Annotated in this window: 20 protein-coding genes and 1 tRNA gene; 10 read left to right on the top strand and 11 right to left on the bottom strand. The window is 64.6% G+C overall.

Annotated elements, in window-relative coordinates; all coding sequences use genetic code 11:
- Positions 1-2 precede the first annotated feature (2 nt).
- Positions 3-1,271 carry a diaminopimelate decarboxylase gene (gene lysA, locus R2823_05610; protein MEZ5175664.1) on the bottom strand — a complete coding sequence of 423 codons (1,269 nt, stop codon included), beginning with the start codon at positions 1,269-1,271 and terminating at the stop codon, positions 3-5.
- Positions 1,268-3,046 carry an arginine--tRNA ligase gene (gene argS, locus R2823_05605; protein MEZ5175663.1) on the bottom strand — a complete coding sequence of 593 codons (1,779 nt, stop codon included), beginning with the start codon at positions 3,044-3,046 and terminating at the stop codon, positions 1,268-1,270. The genes lysA and argS overlap by 4 nt, the downstream gene beginning before the upstream one ends.
- Before the next feature lie 66 nt (positions 3,047-3,112).
- Here argS and R2823_05600 point away from each other — a divergent pair.
- Positions 3,113-3,184, top strand: a tRNA-Arg gene (locus R2823_05600).
- Between the two features lie 137 nt (positions 3,185-3,321).
- Here the strand turns inward: R2823_05600 and R2823_05595 are convergent.
- On the bottom strand, positions 3,322-6,027 hold the full coding sequence (locus tag R2823_05595; protein ID MEZ5175662.1) for a cation-translocating P-type ATPase: 2,706 nt from the start codon (positions 6,025-6,027) through the stop codon (positions 3,322-3,324).
- A 76-nt stretch (positions 6,028-6,103) separates the two neighbouring features.
- Positions 6,104-6,559 (bottom strand): GatB/YqeY domain-containing protein, encoded by a 456-nt coding sequence (locus R2823_05590; GenBank protein MEZ5175661.1) that lies wholly within the window; start codon positions 6,557-6,559, stop codon positions 6,104-6,106.
- 237 nt (positions 6,560-6,796) lie between these two features.
- Between R2823_05590 and R2823_05585 the strand changes: the two genes are divergently transcribed.
- A complete protein-coding gene (locus R2823_05585) occupies positions 6,797-7,069 on the top strand; it encodes a WhiB family transcriptional regulator (protein ID MEZ5175660.1) in 273 nt (90 codons plus the stop codon).
- A 37-nt stretch (positions 7,070-7,106) separates the two neighbouring features.
- Here R2823_05585 and R2823_05580 read toward each other — a convergent pair whose 3' ends face one another.
- Entirely contained in the window at positions 7,107-7,331 is a 225-nt protein-coding gene (locus R2823_05580; protein MEZ5175659.1) for a DUF3107 family protein, read from the bottom strand.
- A gap of 21 nt (positions 7,332-7,352) precedes the next feature.
- Complete coding sequence (locus tag R2823_05575; protein ID MEZ5175658.1) at positions 7,353-8,450, bottom strand: Mrp/NBP35 family ATP-binding protein; 1,098 nt, start codon at positions 8,448-8,450, stop codon at positions 7,353-7,355.
- Between the two features lie 126 nt (positions 8,451-8,576).
- Between R2823_05575 and R2823_05570 the strand changes: the two genes are divergently transcribed.
- Positions 8,577-9,239: a helix-turn-helix domain-containing protein gene (locus R2823_05570; GenBank protein MEZ5175657.1), complete on the top strand. Its 663-nt coding sequence runs from the start codon at positions 8,577-8,579 to the stop codon at positions 9,237-9,239.
- Here the strand turns inward: R2823_05570 and R2823_05565 are convergent.
- Positions 9,236-9,685 carry a DUF1801 domain-containing protein gene (locus tag R2823_05565; protein ID MEZ5175656.1) on the bottom strand — a complete coding sequence of 150 codons (450 nt, stop codon included), beginning with the start codon at positions 9,683-9,685 and terminating at the stop codon, positions 9,236-9,238. The genes R2823_05570 and R2823_05565 overlap by 4 nt on opposite strands.
- A gap of 31 nt (positions 9,686-9,716) precedes the next feature.
- A complete protein-coding gene (acnA, locus tag R2823_05560; protein ID MEZ5175655.1) occupies positions 9,717-12,404 on the bottom strand; it encodes an aconitate hydratase AcnA in 2,688 nt (895 codons plus the stop codon).
- Positions 12,405-12,761: 357 nt separating this feature from the next.
- On the opposite strand from acnA, the gene R2823_05555 reads away from it, so the two are divergent.
- From R2823_05555 to R2823_05545, 3 genes are all read left to right on the top strand, one after another.
- Entirely contained in the window at positions 12,762-13,280 is a 519-nt protein-coding gene (locus tag R2823_05555; GenBank protein ID MEZ5175654.1) for a TlpA disulfide reductase family protein, read from the top strand.
- Between the two features lie 79 nt (positions 13,281-13,359).
- A complete protein-coding gene (locus R2823_05550; GenBank protein MEZ5175653.1) occupies positions 13,360-14,067 on the top strand; it encodes an AzlC family ABC transporter permease in 708 nt (235 codons plus the stop codon).
- Positions 14,037-14,369, top strand: coding sequence for an AzlD domain-containing protein (locus R2823_05545; GenBank protein MEZ5175652.1), 333 nt, complete (start codon positions 14,037-14,039; stop codon positions 14,367-14,369). Before R2823_05550 ends, R2823_05545 begins: the two co-directional genes overlap by 31 nt.
- A gap of 45 nt (positions 14,370-14,414) precedes the next feature.
- Here R2823_05545 and R2823_05540 read toward each other — a convergent pair whose 3' ends face one another.
- Complete coding sequence (locus R2823_05540; GenBank protein ID MEZ5175651.1) at positions 14,415-15,182, bottom strand: enoyl-CoA hydratase-related protein; 768 nt, start codon at positions 15,180-15,182, stop codon at positions 14,415-14,417.
- A 112-nt stretch (positions 15,183-15,294) separates the two neighbouring features.
- On the opposite strand from R2823_05540, the gene R2823_05535 reads away from it, so the two are divergent.
- On the top strand, positions 15,295-15,864 hold the full coding sequence (locus tag R2823_05535) for a DUF5317 domain-containing protein (protein ID MEZ5175650.1): 570 nt from the start codon (positions 15,295-15,297) through the stop codon (positions 15,862-15,864).
- Between the two features lie 33 nt (positions 15,865-15,897).
- On the opposite strand, the gene R2823_05530 is transcribed toward R2823_05535, so the two are convergent.
- On the bottom strand, positions 15,898-17,136 hold the full coding sequence (locus tag R2823_05530) for an HD domain-containing protein (protein MEZ5175649.1): 1,239 nt from the start codon (positions 17,134-17,136) through the stop codon (positions 15,898-15,900).
- Positions 17,129-18,553 (bottom strand): HD domain-containing protein, encoded by a 1,425-nt coding sequence (locus tag R2823_05525; protein MEZ5175648.1) that lies wholly within the window; start codon positions 18,551-18,553, stop codon positions 17,129-17,131. The genes R2823_05530 and R2823_05525 overlap by 8 nt, the downstream gene beginning before the upstream one ends.
- Positions 18,554-19,115: 562 nt before the next feature.
- On the opposite strand from R2823_05525, the gene R2823_05520 reads away from it, so the two are divergent.
- From R2823_05520 to R2823_05510, 3 genes are all read left to right on the top strand, one after another.
- Entirely contained in the window at positions 19,116-19,748 is a 633-nt protein-coding gene (locus R2823_05520) for a hypothetical protein (protein ID MEZ5175647.1), read from the top strand.
- Entirely contained in the window at positions 19,745-21,364 is a 1,620-nt protein-coding gene (locus R2823_05515) for a gamma-glutamyltransferase (protein MEZ5175646.1), read from the top strand. The genes R2823_05520 and R2823_05515 overlap by 4 nt, the downstream gene beginning before the upstream one ends.
- Positions 21,365-21,518: 154 nt before the next feature.
- On the top strand, positions 21,519-22,544 hold the full coding sequence (locus R2823_05510) for a hypothetical protein (GenBank protein MEZ5175645.1): 1,026 nt from the start codon (positions 21,519-21,521) through the stop codon (positions 22,542-22,544).
- The last annotated feature ends 15 nt before the right edge of the window (positions 22,545-22,559 follow it).

The following is a 22,559-nucleotide window of genomic DNA, read 5'->3' as shown; positions in this document are numbered from 1 at the left end:
CGTCACCCGACATCGTGCGCGACCAGGTCCTGGTAGGTCTCGCGTTCGACGACGAGGCGGGGGCTGCCGTCCAATACGAAGACAACTGCCGGGCGCAGCACCTTGTTGTAGTTGGACCCCATCGAGTGGCTGTAGGCACCGGTCACGGGGGTCCCGATGATGTCCCCCACCGAGACATCGGTGGGGAGAGCGGCATCGTGGATGATGACATCACCGCTCTCGCAGTGCTTGCCGACGATGCGAAAGGAACGCTCCCGCGGTGCGGCGACATCGCGCACAAGGAACGCTTCATAGCCCGAACCGTACAACACCGGCCTCGGGTTGTCCGACATCCCGCCGTCGACTGCGAGGTAGGTCCGAACACCCGGGATGTCCTTGATTGTGCCGACCGTGTAGGCCGTCACCGCAGCCTTCGCGACGATCGAGCGTCCCGGTTCGGCGGTGATGCGAGCATCGATTCCGTGCGCACGGGCGACACGATGGATGGCCTCTGCCCATTCGCTGATCGTCGGAGCCTTCTCCCCACTCAGGTAGCCGACCCCCAGGCCGCCGCCAACGGACACCTCCGCAGCTCCCGAAGCCTCGATGAACGGGGCGAGGGCGCCCATGGCCTTGCCATACGAGGTGACATCGAACACCTGGCTCCCGATGTGGGCGTGAATGCCCCGGTACACCATCGATTCGGACGAGCGGGCCCGTTCGATCGCTTGAGCCGCGAGGTCGCGAGCGAGCGGAAAACCGAACTTGGAGTCCGTGATGCCGGTTCGGAGGTACTCGTGGGTGTGCGCTTCGATCCCGGGGTTGACGCGCACAAGGACCGTCGGTGCGTGCGCGGCGTCGGGTACGAGCCGGTCGAGTCGGTCCATCTCGTCGAATGAGTCAACAACGATCCTTCCGACTCCTGCGTTGAGTGCCATGGTGATCTCGGTGTCGGTCTTGTTGTTGCCGTGCATCACGATTCGGTCCGCAGGAACACCGCCTGCGAGGGCCACAAAGAGCTCCCCGCCGGTGGCGACATCGATGTCCATCCCGGCTTCGTACGCGAGCCTTGCCATGGCCTTGCACAAGAACGCCTTCGAGGCGTACGCGACACCTTCCCCGAACGCCGCAACGGCTTCGGTGCACCGGTCGATGAGGTGCTGCTCGTCGTAGATGAACAGGGGTGACCCGAACTCGGCGACGAGATCCGCGACATCGCAGCCACCGATGCGGAGTCGGCCATGGTGGACCGTGGCGGTTTCGGGCAGCAGGTCGAGCGGGATCGGGTTCACATGCGGTCCGGAACCTCGATGCCAAGCAGGTTCAGGAGTCGGTCGAGGACCGACAGGGTCAGCACCACGAGCGCCAACAAGGAAGCCTGACGGTCGCGGTCCCGTTCGTTGAGGATGTGACATTGCTCGTAGAAGCGGCTGAAGTCGGTCGCGACTTCGTAGGCGTATTCGGCGATCACATTGGGCGCACGCAGCATCGCTGCCCGCGCAAGCACCTCCTCGAGGCGAACAAGGCGAAGCACGAGATTTCGCTCCGACTCGACGATGGGAGCGACGATCGAGCCCCCGGTGAGTTGTGCCTCGTCCGCCCTCCTGAGGATCGACTTGATTCGGACAGCCGAGTACTGGAGATACGGCCCGGTCTTGCCCTCGAACGCTGCGAATCGGTCGAGATCGAACATGTAGTTCGATGTTCGATGGTTCGAGAGATCTCCGAACTTGAGAGCAGCGAGTCCGACCTGACGGGCGATGCGGTCCCGTTCGTGCTCCGGGTAGTCCTCCGCGATGTGGGCAGCGTCGAGCTTGCGCCTGGCGCCGTCGGTGACGAGCTCAATCAGGTCGGCGAGCCGCAGCACGCCGCCTTCACGCGTCTTGAACGGCTTCCCATCGGGTCCGTTGACCGTACCGAACCCGATGTGTTCGAGCTCGACGGACGGGGGCGCAATCCCCGTTTGGTGTGCCGCGCGGAAGACCTGCTCGAAGTGGAGCCCTTGCCTCGCATCAACGACATACAGGATGACCTCGGCACCGAGCTCCTCGACACGCATCTCGACGGTGGCGAGGTCCGTGGTGGAGTACAGATAGCTTCCGTCCGACCGCGTCAGAAGCAACGGCGGGAGTTCCTTGGCATCGTCGCTGCGGGCGACATCGATCACAACGGCACCGTCGGAGACCCTTGCGTCGCCCGACGCGAGAAGGCGGTCGACCATCGGCGCGAGCCGGTCGTGAACCGTCGACTCCCCATACCAGACATCGAAGACGACATCGAGGGCTTCAAAGTCGGCTCGCTGCCCGGCCTCCGAGACATCTCGGAAGTGTCGCCAGAGGGCAACATATCCCGTGCGGCCGTTCTGGAGCTCCAGGGTGGCGAGCCGTGCCCGCTCGGCAACCGCCGGATCGTCAGCACATCGTTTCGTGATCACCGGATACATCTCGGACAGGCCGTCGAGATCGACAGGCGGCTCAGACGGGTACGGACCATCGGCAACTTCGTCGTATTCGGGATCGAAGTACGGCAGGTCGGGTCGGCGATCCTGCAACTCGACGATCAGCTGACCCACGGGCATGCCCCAATCGCCCATGTGGATGTCCCCGATCGTGTCGTGGCCGAGGAAGCGAAACAGGCGCTTGAGGGACTCCCCGATGACGGCGGCGCGCAGATGGCCCACATGGAGTGCCTTTGACATGTTTGGCCCGCCGTAGTCGACAATCACGGTCGCCGGTGGCTCGGCCGCTGGCACCCCGAGCCGTTCGGAGCCGACCATCGACGCAACGGCCGCCATGAGCGCAGCGTCGCTTACCACGATGTTGATGAAGCCCGGACCGGCGATGTCGAGGGAACCGATCAGGTCGGGACGATCGACCGCGGCGACGATCTCACGGGCGAGGTCGCGAGGCGCTCGACCGGCGTCGTTGGCTGCGCCGAGGGCACCGTTGCACTGGTAGTCGGCAAGTTCGGGACGCTGAGACACAACGACCTCACCGAACGAGGAATCGAAACCGGCTGCGGAAAACGCCTCGGCGAACACCGCCGTGAGCGTGGACTGGAGCGACATGTTCGGCTGAATCCTCGGTTGACGGACGAGCGATGAGCGGGACCCGCGAGGTTACAATCCCGCGGGGCCCCAGTAGCTCAGGGGATAGAGCACCGGCCTCCGGAGCCGGGAGCGCAGGTTCGAATCCTGCCTGGGGCACTCCAGCACGCACCGCTGCGTATCAGCGGCGGGGCTCGGGACGGCTGATCCACCCAAGCGAGGGCTCCCACTCGGATATTGCCGAGTGACAGCCCAGGGTACAGCCCTGGGTTGTTGCGCACTCGACACCTCGACAGTCAGCGGCGCGTTGCCTTGAACACCTCGACGGCAGCCATCACCACAGCGGCGCCGCCGATGGCAATGCCGAAGTGAGCGAGGTCCAGCGCGGTGGTCCCGAAGACTTCCTGGAGGAATGGCACATAGATGATGGCGAGGTGGGCAGCGAGACCGATCCCAACCGCTGCGAGCATTGCCTTGTTCGTCAAGAGTCCGGCCTTGAACAGAGATGCCCGCTCCGTTCGAATCTCGAGGGCGAGGCCGAGCTGTCCGAAGATCAGGACCGTGAACAGCACCGACTGCCAGGTCTCATCTCCCTCGTTCCACAGCAGGAAGCCAGCCCCGAGGGACACGATCGACAGGACGAGACCGAACAGGACAATGAACCCCGCCGCTCCGTCCCCGAAGATCGACTCGGTCGCCGACCTCGGCCGACGCTTCATCACATCGTCCTCGGCGGGCTCCACCCCCAGAGCGAGCGCCGGCAGTCCGTCGGTGACGAGGTTCATCCACAGGATCTGAAGCGGGAGCAACGGCAACGGCATCCCGAGGAACGGGCCGAGGACCATCACGAGGATCTCCGAGGTGTTGCAGGTCAGCAGGTACTTGATGAACTTGCGGATGTTGTCATAGATGACGCGGCCCTCCTCGACCGCGTCGACGATCGTGGCGTAGTTGTCGTCGAGCAGCACCATGTCTGCGGCCTGTTTCGATACATCGGTTCCGGTGATCCCCATCGCGATACCGATGTCCGCCTTCTTGAGCGCAGGAGCGTCGTTGACCCCGTCACCGATCATTGCAACGAGTTCCCCGTCGGATTGGAGTGCCGAGATGAGATCGAGCTTGTGCTCGGGAGACACTCTCGCAAAGACCGAGGCTCGCTTCACGACACGCTCGAGGTCGTGTGGTTCGAGGCCGTCGAGTTCGGCGCCGATCACGACCGCGTCGGTGTCTGTCAGGCCGATGCTCCTCGCAATGTGGCTTGCGGTCAGGGGATGGTCGCCGGTGATCATCACGGGTCGGATCCCTGCGGCGATCGTGGCGGCGATCGCTCCGGGGACCGCTTCTCGTGGCGGGTCGATGAGACCGATCATTCCAACGAAGATGAGCTGTTGCTCGATGTCGGCATCGACCGCTCGGGTGTTGCGCGGCCGGATCGCGAGCCCGAGTACCCGCATGCCCTTCGATGCAAGACCCTCCTCGCTCTCGGTGATCCTGCGACGCCACGAAGCATCGATTTCGACGATCGATCCCTCCACCCAGACGCGGTCGGAGCATTCGAGCAATCCGGCTACCGCGCCTTTGGTCATCGCGATGTACTCGGGTGCCGCTGGTCCCAGTCCGGCGACGAGATCACGGAGGTTCTCTGGCAGGTCATCACGGCGCCCCGGAACCCGGTGAACGGTGGTCATGCGCTTCCGAGCCGAGTCGAACGGCACTTCTCCGACGCGGGGCATGGCGTCTTCGATGTCTTCCTTGAAGATCCCCACCCTTGCACCGGCGACGACAAGTGCACCCTCGGTCGGGTCACCGACGGCAACGAGTTCGTCGCCACCGGCAAGCGCAGCATCGTTGCACAGCAAGCCGGTGAGGAGCGCCAGCTCGATGGTCGGGGCGTGGCCAGCGGCAATCGGATCCTCATCGACCAGTTCGAGGCGGTTGTTCGCGACATCGAGCACAACGGCGGTCATCCGGTTCTCGGTGAGCGTGCCCGTCTTGTCGGTTCCGATCACACTCACCGACCCGAGGGTTTCGACCGCGGGGAGCCTGCGGATCAGGGCGTTGCGCCTGAGCATGCGTTGGGCCCCAAGCGAAAGGGCGATGGTCACCACGGCAGGCATGGCCTCGGGGATCGCCGCAACGGCAAGGCTCACCGAGGTGAGGAGCAGCGTCTCGATGTCGTCGCCACGGGCAAGCCCGAGCGCGAAGAGCAGGACCACGAGCCCTCCCGCAGCAGCCGCAAGGATCTTGCCGAGTTGGTCGAGTCGTGCCTGAAGTGGTGTGAGGGATTCCTCGACGCCCTGGATCATCGAGGCGATCTTGCCGAGTTCGGTTGTCATGCCCGTGACGGTGATCACCGCCTCGCCACGGCCACGGGTGACGGTGGTCCCCGAATACACCATGTTTCGTCGGTCGGCGAGCGCCCGTTCGGACTCGTACACCACCTCGGCGCGTTTGGCGACCGGCTCCGACTCGCCGGTGAGTGTCGCCTCTTCGACCTGGAGGTTCGCTTCGGTCATCAGCCTTCCGTCGGCAGGGACGACATTGCCTGTTTCGAGGAGGAGACGATCCCCGGGAACGAGTTCGCGCGACGAGACCTCGGTGACCACACCTGAACGCCTGACCCGCACGGTTGGTACAGCGAGCTGACGAAGTGACGCCATCGCCTCTTCGGCCCTGCTCTCCTGGACATAACCCATCACTGCGTTGAGCACGACGATTGCCGCGATGGCCGCCGCCTCGATCCAGTCGCCGAGGAATCCCGAAATCACCGCCGCGGCGACGAGCACATAGGTGAGGACGCCACGCAGCTGGGCGAGGAGAATCGACAGCCGGCTCTTGCGGGCCTCCTCTTCGATCTCGTTCGGCCCCCATTCGGCGAGTCTCGCCGCGACCTGGGCCTGATCGAGCCCGGACGAGTCGGAGCCCAGAGCGGCGGCGGTGTCGTCGGCTGACAGCCGGGACCAGTCCTGCGGCCGCAGTCCGGTGTCAGCGTCCGGTGTCACGCGTCGAGGGATTCCTTCAGCCACATCTGGCCGCTCCGGCACCGTCTCACACCCCGCGCGATCAACGCCATGACGATCACTCGCTAAGGAGGTCCGCGACGAGTCGGCTGACGAGGGCCCCGTCGAGATCCTCACCCGTTCGCATGACGGCACCAACGACCTTGCCGTGGGGCGTGGAGGTGTCGGCGCCGATGTCGTCGATGGTCGCCGCGACGAGCGCTCTCGTTTCATCCTCGTCGAGCTTCTGGGGCAGGTACTGTGCCAGATAGTCGATCTCGAAGGCGATGGAAGCCGCCCTATCGGCTCCGACTGCTCCCATCTCGTCGTACTCGGCCTTGGCCTTGGTGATGCGTTTCACATAGGTGGCGATGACCGTACGAAAAAGGTCATCATCCACCTCGCCAGCGAAGTGCGGCGCTGCCTGCGCGGTGGCAACCTCGGCGCGAACCGAACGGACGACATTGAGCGTCGCCTTGTCGCCGGCCTTCATGGCAGCCTTTTGGTCTTCCCTGAGCTGCGTATCGATCGACATCGCCCATTCCTATCGCGCGGTTCGCAACCGATGGTACCGACCGGACGCAGCGACCGAGACCGTGCACACCACCGCCGAGCCATGGGTCGCGGAACGGTCGAATCGGCCCGATTTGATGAAATCTGATGAAATCCGGACGAAATCGCAGAAAAACCGCAGAATCATTTGACACGCCGGGTTACATTGTGAAAGACTTCACATCCGTGAGCATACGCGAGTAGTCGTAGGAGAGACGAAGTGCTGACCGTCACCGACTGGCGTGAACTTTCCGCCTGCCGAGCATCCGACCCCGACATCTTCTTCCCTGTCGGAACCACCGGTCCCGCGATCGACATGATCGAACGAGCAACAGCAATCTGTTCGACCTGTACCGTGCTCGAGGAGTGTCTGCTCTACGCGCTCGAGACGAACCAGGAAGCAGGCGTGTGGGGCGGTCTGCCGGAGGACGATCGCCGCCGGTACCGCAAGCGCTGGCTCGCCGAACGCCGCCGCCGCCGACAGGCCTCATAACCGAGCGCCGAGAGAGCGCCCGTCACAGCAGCACCCGTCAGAAGCCGACGCCGCGCTGTTGCGGCTTGTCGATCTCGATGAACGCAACCGATGCCACGGTGATCCCGAAGCGATGGCCGCGCACATCGGTGAACCACAGGACCGCGTCCTTGCCTTTGACTGCCTTCTCGAAGGCGCTCACGACCGTGTCCGGCTCGTCGACCACGATCTCGAGCTCGCGGGCGGAGGCGAGACCGATGCGTACCGTTGTTTCCTCAGCCATGCGTACTCCTCCTCCGACGACCTATGAAATCACGAGCTCGGGATGGCTCCGCAGCCTCGGCTTGCGGGCGACGATGCTATCGGCAATCGCCCCGAAGGCGATGGATGCTTCGCTGTCGGGATCCTCGACGACGATCGGGTTCCCGGAATCGCCCCCTTCACGCAACGCGGGCACGAGCGGGATCTTGCCGAGTAGTGGGACATCGAGATGCTCGGCGAGTGCCTCTCCCCCGCCGGCGCCGAACAACTCGTAGCGTTGGCCGTCGTCGCCGGTGAACCACGACATGTTCTCGATGACCCCGACGATCTCCTGATTGACCTTGCGCGCCATCAAACCGGCCTTCACGGCAACGCGCTGGGCGGCAGGCTGAGGTGTCGTGACGACGATGATCTCGGACCGCGGCAAGTACTGCGAGACCGAGATCGAGACATCCCCCGTGCCCGGCGGCATGTCGATGAGGAGGAAGTCGAGGTCGCCCCAGTAGACATCGACGAGGAACTGTTCGAGGGCCTTGTGGAGCATCGGCCCACGCCACACGACGGCCTGGTCCGGTTCGACGAAGAAGTCCATCGAGATCGCCGCGACGCCGTGGGCGACCGGAGGAATCAGCATGTCTTCGAGGACCGACGGCGCCCGATCCAGTCCAAGCATCTTCGGAACTGAGAAGCCCCAAACATCGGCGTCCATGATCCCGACTCGATGCCCTTTGGCGCTCAACGCGAGGGCGAGGTTCACGGTGACCGACGACTTGCCGACACCGCCCTTTCCCGAGGCGATGCCGATCACCCGCGCCTTCGATCCGGGCTTCGCGAGCATCACCTCGCGCTCCCCTTTCTGCTGGCCGCGCATCCGCCCTCCGAGTTCAGCGCGTTCTGCGTCGGTCATGGCACGCATCTCGACATGGGCCTGCGACGCGCCAGAAGCCACGGCTGCATCGTTGATCCGCGTCGCGAGTTCTTGCTCCATCGGGTGGCCGCCGAGGGGAAGAGCGAGCCGCACGGTGACACCGCCGTCGACGGGAACGACATCGTCGACCATGCCGAGGGACCCGATTGGAGATCGGAGTTCGGGGTCGATCACCGCCTCGACGGCCTGTCTGATCGTTCCGGTTTCTGCCATCGTGCTGACTCCCGCGTGTGCTCGCGGCGAGGCTAATGATCCCTGCGGTTCACGCCGTCGTGCCTTCGAACCGCCGCGTCGTCGACGCGTCACGGTCACGAGCCGTACACTGTGGGTGGAGACACGATGGCCGATCCGAGCTTTGACGAACAGATCGAGACCCTCACCGGAGCCCTTGGCGACACGACGCGCCGCGGTATCTATGTGATGATCCGCGAATCCCACAATGCAGTCACCGCAAGCCAGATCGCTGCGAATTTCCAGATCCATCCGAATGTCGCGAGGCACCACCTCGACCGGTTGGTGACCGACGGCTTCATACGGATCTCGGATCAACCCACCTCGAAGGGGACGGCTGGACGCCCGGCGAAGCGATATGAGGCGACCGACAAGGCCGTGCGCGTGCAGTATTCGTCGTCGAAGTATGACGCCCTCGCCGAGCTTCTGGTGGGGGTGATCGACCGGCTCGACGACGGAACCGCGGTGGATGTGGCGACGAGCGTGGGGCGCGACTACGGACTCAAGCTCGGGGCCGAGATCGGCGTTCCCGACGACGAGGGATACGAGGTCGCAGCCATGGCGGTCGCCTCATCCATGATGGGTCGCGGCCTCGGGGCCTCCACCGTCGCGTCCGAGAACCGCATCGTCGCAAGGTTCTGCCCGCTCGGACGGTCCGACGATGACGAGCCGAAGGTCCTCCGAGCACTCGACGAAGGCATCGTGCGTGGGCTCCTGGCGAGCGCAGCTGCACGACCGGTCGAGGTCGAGGTCGAACACGCCGCGAGCTAGACCGTCGAGCGGTGTGGTGCTTGCGAAGCGTCGATGAAGTCGCCGACGGGCATGGAGGCAATCGCCTCCCCGATCAGATCAAGCGGAAGATCCGCGAGGTGCCGGAACCGGACACAGGACTTGCCCATGTCGAGACGCTTGCCGGTCGCGACATAGGCGTCACGGAACGCGTCACGCGTGTCCTCGTCGATGTAGACGCCACTGAGATACACGGCCATGTGGTTCTTCTGACTGGCCAGAGCGGCGTACATCAACGGTCTCCCGTTGTAGGTGTCCGGATACACCTCGAGCGGCACCTCGTAGCTGATCATGCCCCAGTTCATGGACTCGACATAACCATTCGGGAGCTTGGCGAGAATCACGCTACGGACAGCCTCGATCGCATCGCGCCGGTCGTCGGAGAGTTCGGCAAGGTACTGCTCGACGGTTGTTGCCTCGGATTGCACGCCTCCTCCCTTCTCCCCTTGACCCGTTGCCTCAAGAGGCCATCTGGCGAAGCACCATGTGAAGGATGCCTCCGTGTCGCAGGTAGTCGACCTCGATGGGCGTGTCGCACTGCGCCGTCGCAAGGAACTGGATGGCAGCACCGTCCGGACGCGTTGCGCGCACGGTGATTCCCTGACGGGGGGTGAGCGAGTCGTCGACCTCGATGTCGAACGCCTCGGTTCCGTCGAGGCCGAGCGAGTCCGCGCTCTCGCCGTCGGGGAAGGTGAGCGGGAGGACACCCATCATCACGAGGTTGGAGCGGTGGATCCGCTCGTAGCTCTCAGCGAGCACCGCCCGCACGCCGAGGAGGAAGGTCCCCTTTGCCGCCCAGTCCCGCGACGATCCCATGCCGTAGTCGGCACCCGCCAAGACGACGAGCGGTATGCCTGCCGCGCCATAGTTGAGGCTCGCCTCATACACGGATCGCACCTCGCCGTCGGTGAAGTCGGTCGTCCACCCGCCCTCGGTGCCGGGGGCGAGTTGGTTCCGGACGCGGATGTTGGCGAAGGTCCCCCTCGTCATGACCTTGTCGTTGCCACGCCGCGAACCGTAGGAGTTGAACATCGCCGGTTCCACGCCTGATTCGACCAGGAAGCGTCCTGCGGGCGTGTCGGCTCCGATGGACCCAGCGGGGCTGATGTGATCGGTTGTCACCGAGTCCCCGAGCTTGAGGAGGGCCCGTGCGCCCGAGATCGGTGTGATCGGCGCCGGTGTCGGCGCGAGGTCCTTGAAGAACGGGGGCTCCTGGATGTAGGTCGACCCGGGATCCCACGAGAACAAGGAACCGCCGGTGTCCGGGATGGCCCGCCACTGCGGGGAGCCGTCGAACACGGCGCCGTATTCCGTGGTGAACTGGCTCGTCGAGAGGGAATCTGCGATGGTCGTTGCGATCTCGTCCTGGGACGGCCACAGGTCAGCGAGGTAGACCTCCTCGCCGTCACTACCGATACCGATCGGTTCGCTCGACAGATCGATGTCGACCGTACCTGCGATCGCGTACGCCACCACGAGCGGCGGGCTCGCCAAGTAGTTCGCTCGCACATCGGGTGAGATCCTCCCCTCAAAGTTGCGATTCCCCGAAAGCACCGATGCCGCAACGATGTCGTGCTCGTGGATCGCGGCGCTGATGGCGGGCGGGAGAGGGCCAGAGTTCCCGATGCAGGTCGTGCAACCGTACCCGACCGTGTAGAAGCCGACCGCCTCGAGCGCATCGAGGAGCCCTGAAGCTTCAAGGTAGTCCGTGACAACCTTCGAGCCCGGCGCGAGGGAGGTCTTCACCCACGGCTTGCGGGTCAGACCATGTGCCCTCGCGTTGCGTGCAACGAGCCCCGCACCAACCATGACTTCCGGATTCGAGGTGTTGGTGCACGATGTGATGGCAGCGATGACCACATCGCCGTCGGAGAGATCAAAGGTCTCGCCGTCGCTGCGGACATCGGGAGCGACACCGGGGCCTCCGCCCTCTGGGCGAAGCTGACCAGCAATGTCGATCTTCCATTGCTCCTTCATGTCGCCGAGAGCGATGCGGTCCTGCGGTCGCTTCGGGCCCGCGAGCGACGGAACCACCGTGGACATGTCAAGTTCGAGGTTCGAGCTGTAGGTGATGGTCCTCGCGTCATCGCGCCAGAGCCCCTGCAGCTTGGAGTACTGCTCGACGGTCCCGATCAGTGCCTCGGACCTGCCGGAGAGCCGCAGATAGTCGAGGGTCCGGTCGTCGACCGGGAAGAACCCGATGGTCGCACCGTACTCGGGGGCCATGTTGGCGATCGTTGCCCGGTTCGCCACCGGCATCTCGGCGAGCCCCGGTCCGTAGAACTCGACGAACTTGCCGACCACTCCGTGCGCCCTGAGCATCTCGGTGACGACGAGCACGAGGTCCGTGGCCGTAGCCCCATCCGGAAGTCGGCCGGTGAGCCGGAAGCCGACGACCTCGGGAAGAAGCATGTAGATCGGCTGGCCGACCATGACCGCTTCGGCCTCGATTCCGCCGACGCCCCAGCCGACAACACCGAGACCGTTGATCATCGTCGTGTGGCTGTCGGTGCCGACGAGGGAATCGGGATAGAGCACCTCTCCGCTGTCCCACACCACCTTCGCCAGATACTCGAGGTTGACCTGATGCACGATGCCGGTCGCAGGCGGCACGACCGAGAAGTTGTCGAATGCAGCCTGCCCCCACTTGAGGAACTCGTATCGTTCACGGTTTCGCTCAAACTCAAGATCCGAGTTGATACCGAGCGCGTCAGGTGTGTTGAACGCATCAACCTGTACCGAGTGGTCGATGACCAGATCTGCAGGAACAAGCGGGTTCACCTTTGCGGCGGCTGCAGGATCACCCGTCATTCGCACGATCGCTGACCGCATCGCTGCCAGATCGACGACCGAAGGAACGCCGGTGAAGTCCTGGAGCACCACGCGGCCCGGCTTGTACGCGATCTCGAGCGCGTCGACCTTCGACGCGTCGTACTGGGCAACTGCTGCCACATCCTCGTCCCGCACGACATGGCCGTCGTGATTGCGCAGAACCGATTCGAGCAGGACCTTGATTGAGTACGGAAGAGCGTCGATGTCGCCCATGTCCTTGAGGGCATCGAGGCGATAGACCGTGCGCGTTCCGAGCGGTGTGTCGATGGTCGCCTTGGCGGCGAAGGGGTCATGGCTGACGGGATCGTGATTCATGGAGGCTTCTTCCCTCGAGGTGAGTTGTCGGTGTCAGGATCCAAGGTTATCGCTGTGTCCGCGCCCCTTTCGCCCGGCAAGAAATCCCGATGTTTCGCCTTTCGGGAAGATCGGCAATGGCTCCGCCGAACCCTGGGTCGTACCCCGGGCTGCCACTCGGAGAGAACCGAGTGCGGGCCCCGAGAACCAACTCGGCCGAACCCAGGGCCGTACCCCGGGCTGCCACTCGGAGAGAGCCGAGTGCGGGCCCCGAGAACCAACTCGGCCGAGAGTTCGCCACATCTTCGCCCCATCATCGCCCCATCATCGCCCCATCATCGCCCCAGCTATCGGATGCACGGGTCTACCGTTGCCGACATGCGACGCCGACCCTCCCGCAGCCACGCGAACCTCGCGCTCGTTGTGTTGGTCGCCGTCGCGATCAGCGCTTGCAGCTCAACAGGCACACCAAGCACCGCGGCCGTGGAGTTGGCGCCCGACTTCGTGGTTCCGACGGCCGACGGTACGGACTTCAGCCTCGATGAGCACCTTGCCAATGACGGACGGCCCATCTTCATGAACCTGTGGGCGTCATGGTGTTTCCCATGCCGCGAAGAGATGCCGGAGATCGACGAAGCCTCGCGTCGGCACCCCGAGGTCGCCTTCATCGGCGTCGCCGTCCAGGACACGACCGCGGAAGCGACTGCGTTCCTTACGGAGGTGCCCGTGTCGTACACGATCGGCTTCGACGAGCAAGGCACCGTCGACGGCGAATACCGCCCGCTCGGCCTTCCTGCGTCCTACCTCATCTCGTCCGAGGGTGTGATCCTCGAGCGGATCTTCGGAAAGGTCACCGCAGACGACCTCACCGACAAGTTCGCCGAACACTTCGGCTGAACCAAGCGGTTCACTGTCAACCGTCATTTGTCAACAGTGAACGGTCAGGGCTGTCAACTGCGATAGCGTGAACCGTTCGATGACGGCCCACACACCCCCGACATGGCGCGAAGGCCTTCGCGATGTATCGCCGGTGATTCTCGGCATCATTCCGTTCGGACTGATCTTCGGCGTCACCGCCGCAGGAGCCGCCGTCGATCAGCTCGCGGCGTGGGCCTCATCGTTGTTCATTTTCGCAGGGGCAAGCCAATTCGCCATCGTCGATGTGATGGGATCGGGCGGTGCCGCGGTGACCGCGTTCCTCACGGCCGTGGTCATCAACTCAAGGCACCTCATGTACTCCGCAGACATGGGCCGGTACACCTCGGACCTCCCGCTTGGTCTGCGTGCCCGGATGGCCTACATCCTGACGGACCAGGCCTATGTCGTGACCGCCCACCGATTCCCCGACCCTTCCAGCACGACCGGGCTTGCATCGTATTACTTCGGCGTCGCGATGGGGCTGTGGACGACATGGCAGATCACAACCACATCGGGATTCATCCTCGGCCAGGCCGTCCCGGCATCGTGGAGGCTCGAGTTCGCCGTACCCATGGTCTTCCTCGCCCTCCTCGTTTTTTCGGTCAAGACGGTCCCCGCCCTGTTCGCAGCAGCCGTCGGCGGTTTCGTTGCGCTTGCGGGAATGCACCTCGACTACCAGCTCGGTCTCATGCTCGGCGCCGTCGCCGGTGTCCTCGCCGGGCTCTCCTCGGAACAATGGTTCAGCAAGTCGAGGCCCGCCCGATGATGTGGGTCGTTGTGATCGGTGCGGGCATCGCGACCTTCTCGATGCGGTTCGTCTTTCTCGCCCTGTTCGGCATCGTCGAGGTCCCGCCACTGCTCGAGCGGGCACTCCGGTATGTCGCTCCCGCGGTGCTCGCAGCCCTCACGGTTCCCGCCATCGTCGCTCCCGAGTCCTCCGTCGACCTCCTGAATCCGTTTGTCCCTGCCGCGATCGCTGGCGGCGTCGCGGCGTGGTACACCAAGAGCATCGGTGCGGCGATCGTCGTTGGGCTCCCCGCCCTGTGGATCATCCTGTGGCTGGCCTGACGGGCTGATCAGAAACGATCCTCCCCCACGGTCAGGACCAGTGGCTCAGCGTCCCTTCCACAGCGGCTCGCGCTTGGCGAGAAAGGCCTTGACGCCCTCAACCGAGTCCTCCGTCATCGACGCTGCGGTCAACCCCACCTGGAGATGGTCGAGGGCCGAATCGATGTCAAGATCCTCCATGCCATAGAAGGCCTCTTTGCCGAGTGCGAGCGCTGCCGACGACTTCGCCTTGAGCTGGGACACGACGAGAGCCACCTCCCCGTCGAGATCGGCTGCCGGCACCATCCGCGAGACAATGCCGAGATCACGCGCCTCGTCGGCCGAGATCACACTTCCGAGCATCATCATCTCGAGAAGCGCCCTGCGGGGTGCGAGGCGGACCAGCACCGCAGAGATCATCATCGGCCAGAGTCCGAGGTTGATCTCGGGTGTACCGAATCGGGCATGCTCGGCCGCGATGACGATGTCGCAGGCAGCGGCAACGCCGAACCCACCTCCGAGGGCGGCGCCGTTGACGCGGGCGACGATGGGCCGCGGGTTTCGTCGCATCTCACGGAACAGCCCGGCGAGAGCACCCCGCCCCTCGTGGCCCGCAACCGGGTCGTCAACGAATCCCGAAGCGAGATCACCTCCGGCCGAGAACGCCCGATCTCCTGCACCCGTTATCACAACCACCCGAACATCGGGATCCGTCGCCGAGCGACGCACCGCGTCCCCGAGCTCCGACATCTCGGCGTTGGAGAGCGGATTGCGGCGATCGGGATCATCGATCGTGATCGTCGCAACCGAATCGACGACCTCGTATCTGATCACATGGCTCCCAACATCAACATGGCTTTCATCGCGTCGCGCCACGGTAGCGAATCGCGAATCTCTCCCCACCAGTCCGGGGTCCCGAACAGGTGCCGACCGCTATCGTCGGGTCATGCAGTCCTTTGCATGGATGGGCCTCGTTGTGGTGATCGCTGTGGCCGTCGGCTACATCCGGGGAGGCAAGCTGCGCAACCTCACGGAGATCCGCGTCACGATGTGGTGGCTCCTCCCTCTCGGGTTCGCGATTCTGGCCGCTTCCGAATGGGTCCCTTCTGACATGAACGAGCTCGCGATCGGTCTCGTCTTGCTGTCCTACCTGCCGCTGTTGCTGTTCGTGTGGCTCAACCGTGATCAGACGGGGATCTGGATCGCGGGGCTCGGCATCCTGATGAACTTCACCGTCATCTCCCTCAACGGCGGCATGCCGGTGCTCGAGGAGGCTGCACGCATAGCAGGTCACGAAGGCGACTTCCTCCTCGATGCCAAACATGTCGTGCTCACAACCTCAACGAGGCTGCCCTTCCTCGCCGATGTGATACCCCTCCCGAACGCGGTGCTGTCGCTCGGGGATGTGCTCCTCGCCATCGGTGTCGGCGCATTCATCGAGGACCAGATGCGCCAACCGTTGACGCTGTTCGCCCACCGGGTGCAAGGGATCCCGGGCTCCGCCTCCGACTCGTGAAGGACGAGTCGCAAGGTGCCACCCGCGTCGTCACTAGAAGGTGATCTCGCCTCGGGACACGAGGACCCGGCGCAGTGAACTCCCGACCTGCGGGTCGTATTCGTACGCCGATCCCTGATGGATGCGCTCAAGGGATTCGATCGGCGAACACCCGTTCTGGGTCCTCGCCTCGTCGTAGGCGCTGGCCACCTTGATGATCTTCGACGCGATCGGGATCTCGGGGTCGACCTCGATGCCGGGAGATCGATAGGGACGATGCTGCTGGGCGACGAGCGTCGATACATGCTCGAGATAGGGAGCCTCGGCGATGATCTGGGAACCCCACCTCGCGATGTCCTCGTCGGTGAAACCCGCCTTCACGATTGCCGGCTCGTTGAGGGTGATACGGCCGACATCGTGCATGAGAGCCGCATACTCCAGCTCGACGACATCGCCGGGATGAAGACCCATCTCCTGTGCGATCGCAACGGCGAGATCCGCGGTGCGGGTCGAATGCCCGACCGGCGCCAGCCCGGCAACTTCTGGTATCTGGGCAAGGGCGCGAATTGTCTGGCCATAGGTCACCCGGGTCGAGTGGTACCGCTCGAACGCCATGTGCCCGAAGGCATACGGAAGGATCGCGACGGGAAGCGCCCAGCCCCCGAGAAGCGGCCATGTGAGACCAAACAGCGTTCCGGCCGCAAAGATGGACAGGACCACTGCCCAGTCCTCAAGGGCGAGCAACCACAGGTACCGTCCGGCGAGATCACTGCGTTCGAGCCCGACCAGCGCGGCGATCAGTGCCCGAATCGTGAACCAGATGACACCGCCAACGACCACGCCTGCGATGATCGTCCATGAAGCATCGAGCCAACCGACATCGGCGAGTGCCTTCCACGCGATCGAGTAGGTCACCGCATAGGCTGCCATCCCGACGGCGTCGCTGAGGAAGTCGGCGTCGCTTCGGGGACGAACGAACGGGATGATCCGTTCAACGAGCGCTGTGGCTGCAAGCCCCGCACAGATCGTGGCTCCGAGTGCGAGAGGGTCTTCGATGAGGATCGAGCCTCCAACGGCAGCCCCGATTCCGAGGCTGAGCCGCGATCCCGATGGGGCTGGCACCGTGAACAGCGACACGACCGTGATGGCGGCCGCCCACACGACCACCGGGAGCACCCAATCAACGGGCTTCCCCCCGGTGCGGTCGAAACCGAGGACCGCGAAGACGATGGCACCTGCGACAAGGGCAAGCCACGCCACGGTCCCGAATGCTCTGAGCCGGTGCTCAGCCATGCCCACCTCCCGAATCATCGGGACGCCGATGCCGTCCGCGTCGGTCGGCACCGAGGCTCTGCCCGAAGCCGTGTTCTGCGCGCCTGCGGGCTTCCTCTTCGGTGATCTCGGTCGGTGATCCGTAGCGCTCCCCCGACGCCGTCAGGACCGAGATGAACTCCTCGACGATGTTGGGATCGAACTGGGTTCCCGAGAACCGACGCAGCTCGGCAAACGCGTACTCCTGGGACAGCGCGACCCGATAGGAGCGCGTGGAGGTCATGGCATCGAATGAGTCGGCCACGGCGAGGATGCGCGCCTCGAGCGGCGGCGTCCCCCCGGCGTCTCCCGTCGAGCCGTGATACCCGTTCCCGTCGAAGTGGGCGTGGTGGTTGGACGCGATCTCGACCATGGGACGGAGGAACTCGACCTCACTGAGCAGATCCTCGACATGGTGCACATGCCCTTGCATCTCGGTGTACTCGTCGTCGGTGAGCCGTGCCTTCTTGCGGATCACCTCACGCGGGACGGCGAGCTTGCCGACATCGTGGATCAGCGCTGACCATCGAAGCTGCTCGAGCTGGGTTCCGTTGAACCCCATGTGCTGGCCGATCATGTTCGCGAAGTAGGCGACCCGCTCGGTGTGCCCCCTCGTGTAGAGGTCCTTGGCTTCGAGGGCCTTCACGAAACCCGCGAGCGTCGAGAGCTGCGCTTCCCGCAGGCGGGCATACGACTCGAACGCCATGTAGCCGGTGAAAAAGACGATTGCGATCAGCGGCAGGGACGCGGGCCCGACGAGCAGATAGGTGGCGCCGAGCAGCCCTCCGAGGAACCCCATCCCGACATAGGGCACAACGAGCTGCGTCATGTGCGACCAGGCATTCATGCTCCCCCCGTAGACGCGACGCACGATGAACGAGACCAGGCTGAGGTTGATGATTCCGTCGAGGACGGCTGCGAAGCCCGAGGCCAGCGCAATGAGGCCGACCATGGCGGTCGTGACCATCCACGGCCCGCCGCCCCCGCCGATCCGATCCATCAGGATGGCGAGGACTCCGATTGCGATTGCCGCAGAGATCACGAGCTGGCCGAAGTTCACCGATGGCTGGAACCAGCGCCGCTCGCGCACATCGGCTGGGGTGAGCATGCCCATCGCGGCCATCGTTGCTGTCCCGAGGACCGCCGATTCGGGCCCGAACGCCACGGCGGCGGTCATCATGACCATGAGAGAAGGACTCGCGAACAGCTTGTCGTTGACCTCCACGGCGTTCCATTCGAAGAAGACGACCGCCGCGGCGAAGATCGCCCACAGCCAGACGGGCCGAGGGAAGCTCTGGACGATGAACAAGCCCGCGAGGACGGCAACACCGATCGCCGCAAAGACGATGGCGATGCGCTTCTTCTCACGCTCCTGGCGGGCCAGTTCGTCCTGGAACATCGGTTCCTCGGGTCGGGAACGAGACGGGATGGTGGCCCGGGAATCTCAGCTAGCCGACACGGAATTGCGCTGCGCCAGCAACGAGGGCTGCCGCAAGGGTTCCAACGGTCAATGCGAGCTTGATCAAAGTGCTCTTCACGAGGTCACTCCAGTGGTTCGTTCCTCGTCACCAGCATCGATTCGCCGGATCGGGGACTTCTGTCGCTTCGCTGGAGTTGTTGTTCGTTGTCGAGCTTCCCGGTTGTGCCACCACCTCCATCGCCCAGTCGATATCTCGCCCAGGCAGATCGTTCATGTCGTATCGGTTCCACGAACATGTCCCGCACCGGGGCGCTGGCGATCGCCGAACGACCGCCGTACCCCGGACTCCGCCATGAGTCCGCGCCGCCCGAGCGCAGGCGGCGGATGGCCAACATACTGCCCGTGTCACCCTGTCGCAACATCTATCGGCCGAAACCGGCCCGGCGTTGAGGATTGCGCGGACCCGCCACCCGGCGACGATGACCACCGAGCGCGGTCGAAGGCACACATGCATGGTGTCGATGCACTACGCTCGGGGGTCATGCCTGTCAACTTTCGGGAACTGGAAGAGGGCCTCACCCGTCTCGAGTCCGTCGATGCCGCGCGGGTCGTGAACCAGGGCGACAAGATCACTGAGATCCATGTGATCGCCGCGTCGGACAAGCCGTCGAAACAGGTTGCCCGCGATGTGCAGAGCCTCGCCATGGCCCGGTTCGGTCTCCCGATCGACCACCGTGTGATCTCCGTCGTCCAGATCAGTCCCCAGCATCTCGAACTCGCTTCGGCTGCGAGGGCGGCACTGCGCGGTGTCACCGAATCGCCGAACGGTGTGAGAACGACCATGGAGGTGACCCTTCGGCACAACGACGAGGAGTACACCGGGACCGCGACCGGGCCGGCCGTTTCGTCTGCTCGGCTCCGGCTCGTGGGTGAGGCGACCATCAGCGCCGTCGAGCAGGCATTCGAAGCCGTTCCGCCCATCGCACTCGACTCGATCGAACGCACCCAGGTCGGCTCGCGCGATGTGATCGTGGCGATCGTGGTCTCGGCAGGCAAGCGAGGTGGCGAGGATCTCAATGTCGGCTCCGCGATCTCGGCAGGATCATCTGACGACGCTGCCGTACGGGCCGTGCTCAACGCCCTCAACCGCAGGCTCACCACCTTCGGCGAATGACCGCGCCGGCGCGCAACGAGCGCGCGTGCACCACCACGGGGCCTCAACCACCGGGTACGGCCTTGGTGGTCACCCCACACTGCCTCGCATCCGAGGCCGCCTGCGTCATCCTCGATGGAGGGGGGAACGCCGTCGACGCGGCGATCGCCGCCAATGCCGTCCTCGGCGTCGTCCTCCCCGATACCTGCGGTCCGGGCGGCGACCTGTTCGCCCTCCTCCACCTCGAGGGATCGGAGACACCCATCGCCCTCAACGCCTCCGGACGAGCAGGGTCGGGCATCGATGCGGATCGGCTCCGGGATCACGGCCTCGGGTCCATTCCGCGGCGGTCTCCGTGGTCGGTCACGGTGCCGGGCTGCGTCGACGGCTGGATCGCCTTGTCGGCACGACACGGGGAGCTGGGGCTTGCAGCTTGTCTTGAACCTGCCATCGCGATTGCACGGCAGGGATTCCCCGTCTCGCGCGAACTCGCGGCCGAGCTCGCGTCCGTGGCTGGGCTGCTTGTCGGGCAACCGTCGGCGAGATCCCTGTATCCGAACGGTGAAGCACCCGCCGAGGGAACCGGCATCCAGCGTCCCCTCCTCGCCGAGACCCTTGAAGGCATCGCCACGACCGGCCGGGACGGGTTCTACCGCGGCGCTGTCGCGGCTGGGATCACGGAAGCATCGAAGGGGGCGATCACCCCCGACGACCTGATCGACAATACCCCCGACTGGATCGAGCCGATCTCGTGTGGCCTGTTCCGTCAAACCGGTTGGACGATCCCACCAAACAGCCAGGGCTACCTCACACTCGCCACCCTCGCCGTGTTCGACCTCCTCGACCCACCCGACGACCCCCTCGATCCTCTGTTCCACCACCTCCTCATCGAGTCCTACCGGTCGGTCGCGTGGGAGCGAGCAGCGTTCGTGTCAGACGCCCGCACCGCCCCACATGACCCTGCCACGCTCCTTGCTCAAGAGCGCCTATCGGCCATCGCCGCGACGATCGACCCCGGTCGCGCCGGACGATGGCCCCACCCGGCTCCAGCACCGAAGGGGACGGCGTACCTCGCTGTCGCGGACGCCAAAGGGCTGACGGTGTCGTTGATCCAATCGAACTTCTCCGGCATCGGGGCCGGACTCACCGCGGGAGACACCGGCGTGTTCCTCCACAATCGAGGAGCGGGGTTCACGCTGATCCAGGGGCACCCGAACGAGTACGCACCAGGCAAACGACCATTGCACACCCTCGCACCGACCTTGTGGACCTCGGACCGACGGGCGACCCTCGCGCTCGGCACACGCGGTGGCGACCAGCAGCCTCAGTTCCTCGCCCAGTTCGCCGCGCTCCATCATCACGCAGGGCTGTGCATCGACGATGCCCAGCAGTTCCCCCGATGGAGCATGCGACAACCCGCACCCGGAACCGACAGCCACCTCGTCGTGGAATCGAGGCTCCCGGACCGGGCCATTGCCTCCCTCACCGAACTCGGGCATCGTTTGGAGTCGACACGGGCCTGGCATCCCGACTTCGGACCGGTCTCGGCCGCGGACCTCGGTCGGGACCGCGCCGGTGCCGCCGATCCACGCGTCTCCACCTCGACCGCCCTCGCAGCACCGAACCGACGAGCCTGACCCCAACGACAGCCAGAATTTGGCAGCAATGGGGTTGCTGTTGCCGGTCTTGACCTATACCCTGATTCCGCGGGTCGACCATCGAGTCGGCCGGATCCCCACCGGGCGGAATGAAGGGTCGGGTCGGGACGAACAAGCGAGCCCACGGAGACACGTGAGACCGCGCATACCACTCGCATACGCTGGATTGCTGATTGTGGCTCTCGTTGCCGTTGTCGGTTTTGCCGCGTTTTCCACCGCACCGTCGGAAACCCAGGCCGCCGACGCAGGCGAAACACCGGAGGTCGCGACAACACCGATGTCGGCGCGGGTCGCGTCAGCGATCCTCGCGCTCCGCGTCTCGGACGCAGATGCGAGGCTGACGGAGACCCCAACCACCGCCGCGACGACAACAACGGCCAGCGATTCTCAAGACACAGCAGCGACGACCAGCCCACCTCCGGATCCGACCACGACGAAGCCTTCAACGACCACGAAGCCACCGGACACCACTCCGCCAGATCTTCGAATCACTTCCCCATCCGATGGTGCCACCGTGGATGATCGGGTCGTGACCTTCGAGGGAACATCGGAACCCGGCGCGTCGGTGTACTCAGGCCCCTACGACGCCCGTGTCGACGACGACGGGAACTGGTCGCTCAAGCTCGTCGTCTCGAGCAAGGGATCGAAGGCCAAGATCACCGCCGAGGATCGTGCGGGCAACACGGTCACCAAATCGATCACGGTCACCTACAAGCCACCAGCCGCGTCGACAACAACCACAACCAAACCATCGTCACCTCCCACGACCGCCGCCGGACCGAAATGGTCACCCCTGTGGCCCGCCGATCCCGCAGGGAGACGAGATGTGGAGTACTGGAGGCCCCTTGTCGAGCAGTACTGGCCGGACAACCTCGTCAACTGCGCCCTCAACATCATCCATTTCGAATCGTGGGGGAACCCTCAGGCATACAACCGTTCGAACGGGGCGGAGGGGCTGTTCCAGCACTTGAGCAAGTACTGGAAGGGCCGCGCGGCGGCAGCGGGCTTCCGCGACGGGAACGGGCTGTACGCAACACCGTTCAACGCAGAAGCCAACATCGCCGTGTCGTGGTATCTCGCAAAGAACTCGGATCCGTGGAACCGCCACTGGACCGTTGATCCGCACCACCCGAACGCCCCATACGAATGCAACGACTGAGTCGGCGTATCATCG

The organism is Acidimicrobiia bacterium (assembly GCA_041393965.1).
Taxonomy (GTDB): domain Bacteria; phylum Actinomycetota; class Acidimicrobiia; order Spongiisociales; family UBA5794; genus UBA5794.
Note: the sequence above shows the minus strand (reverse complement) of the source record. Positions and strands in the feature narration are given on the sequence as shown.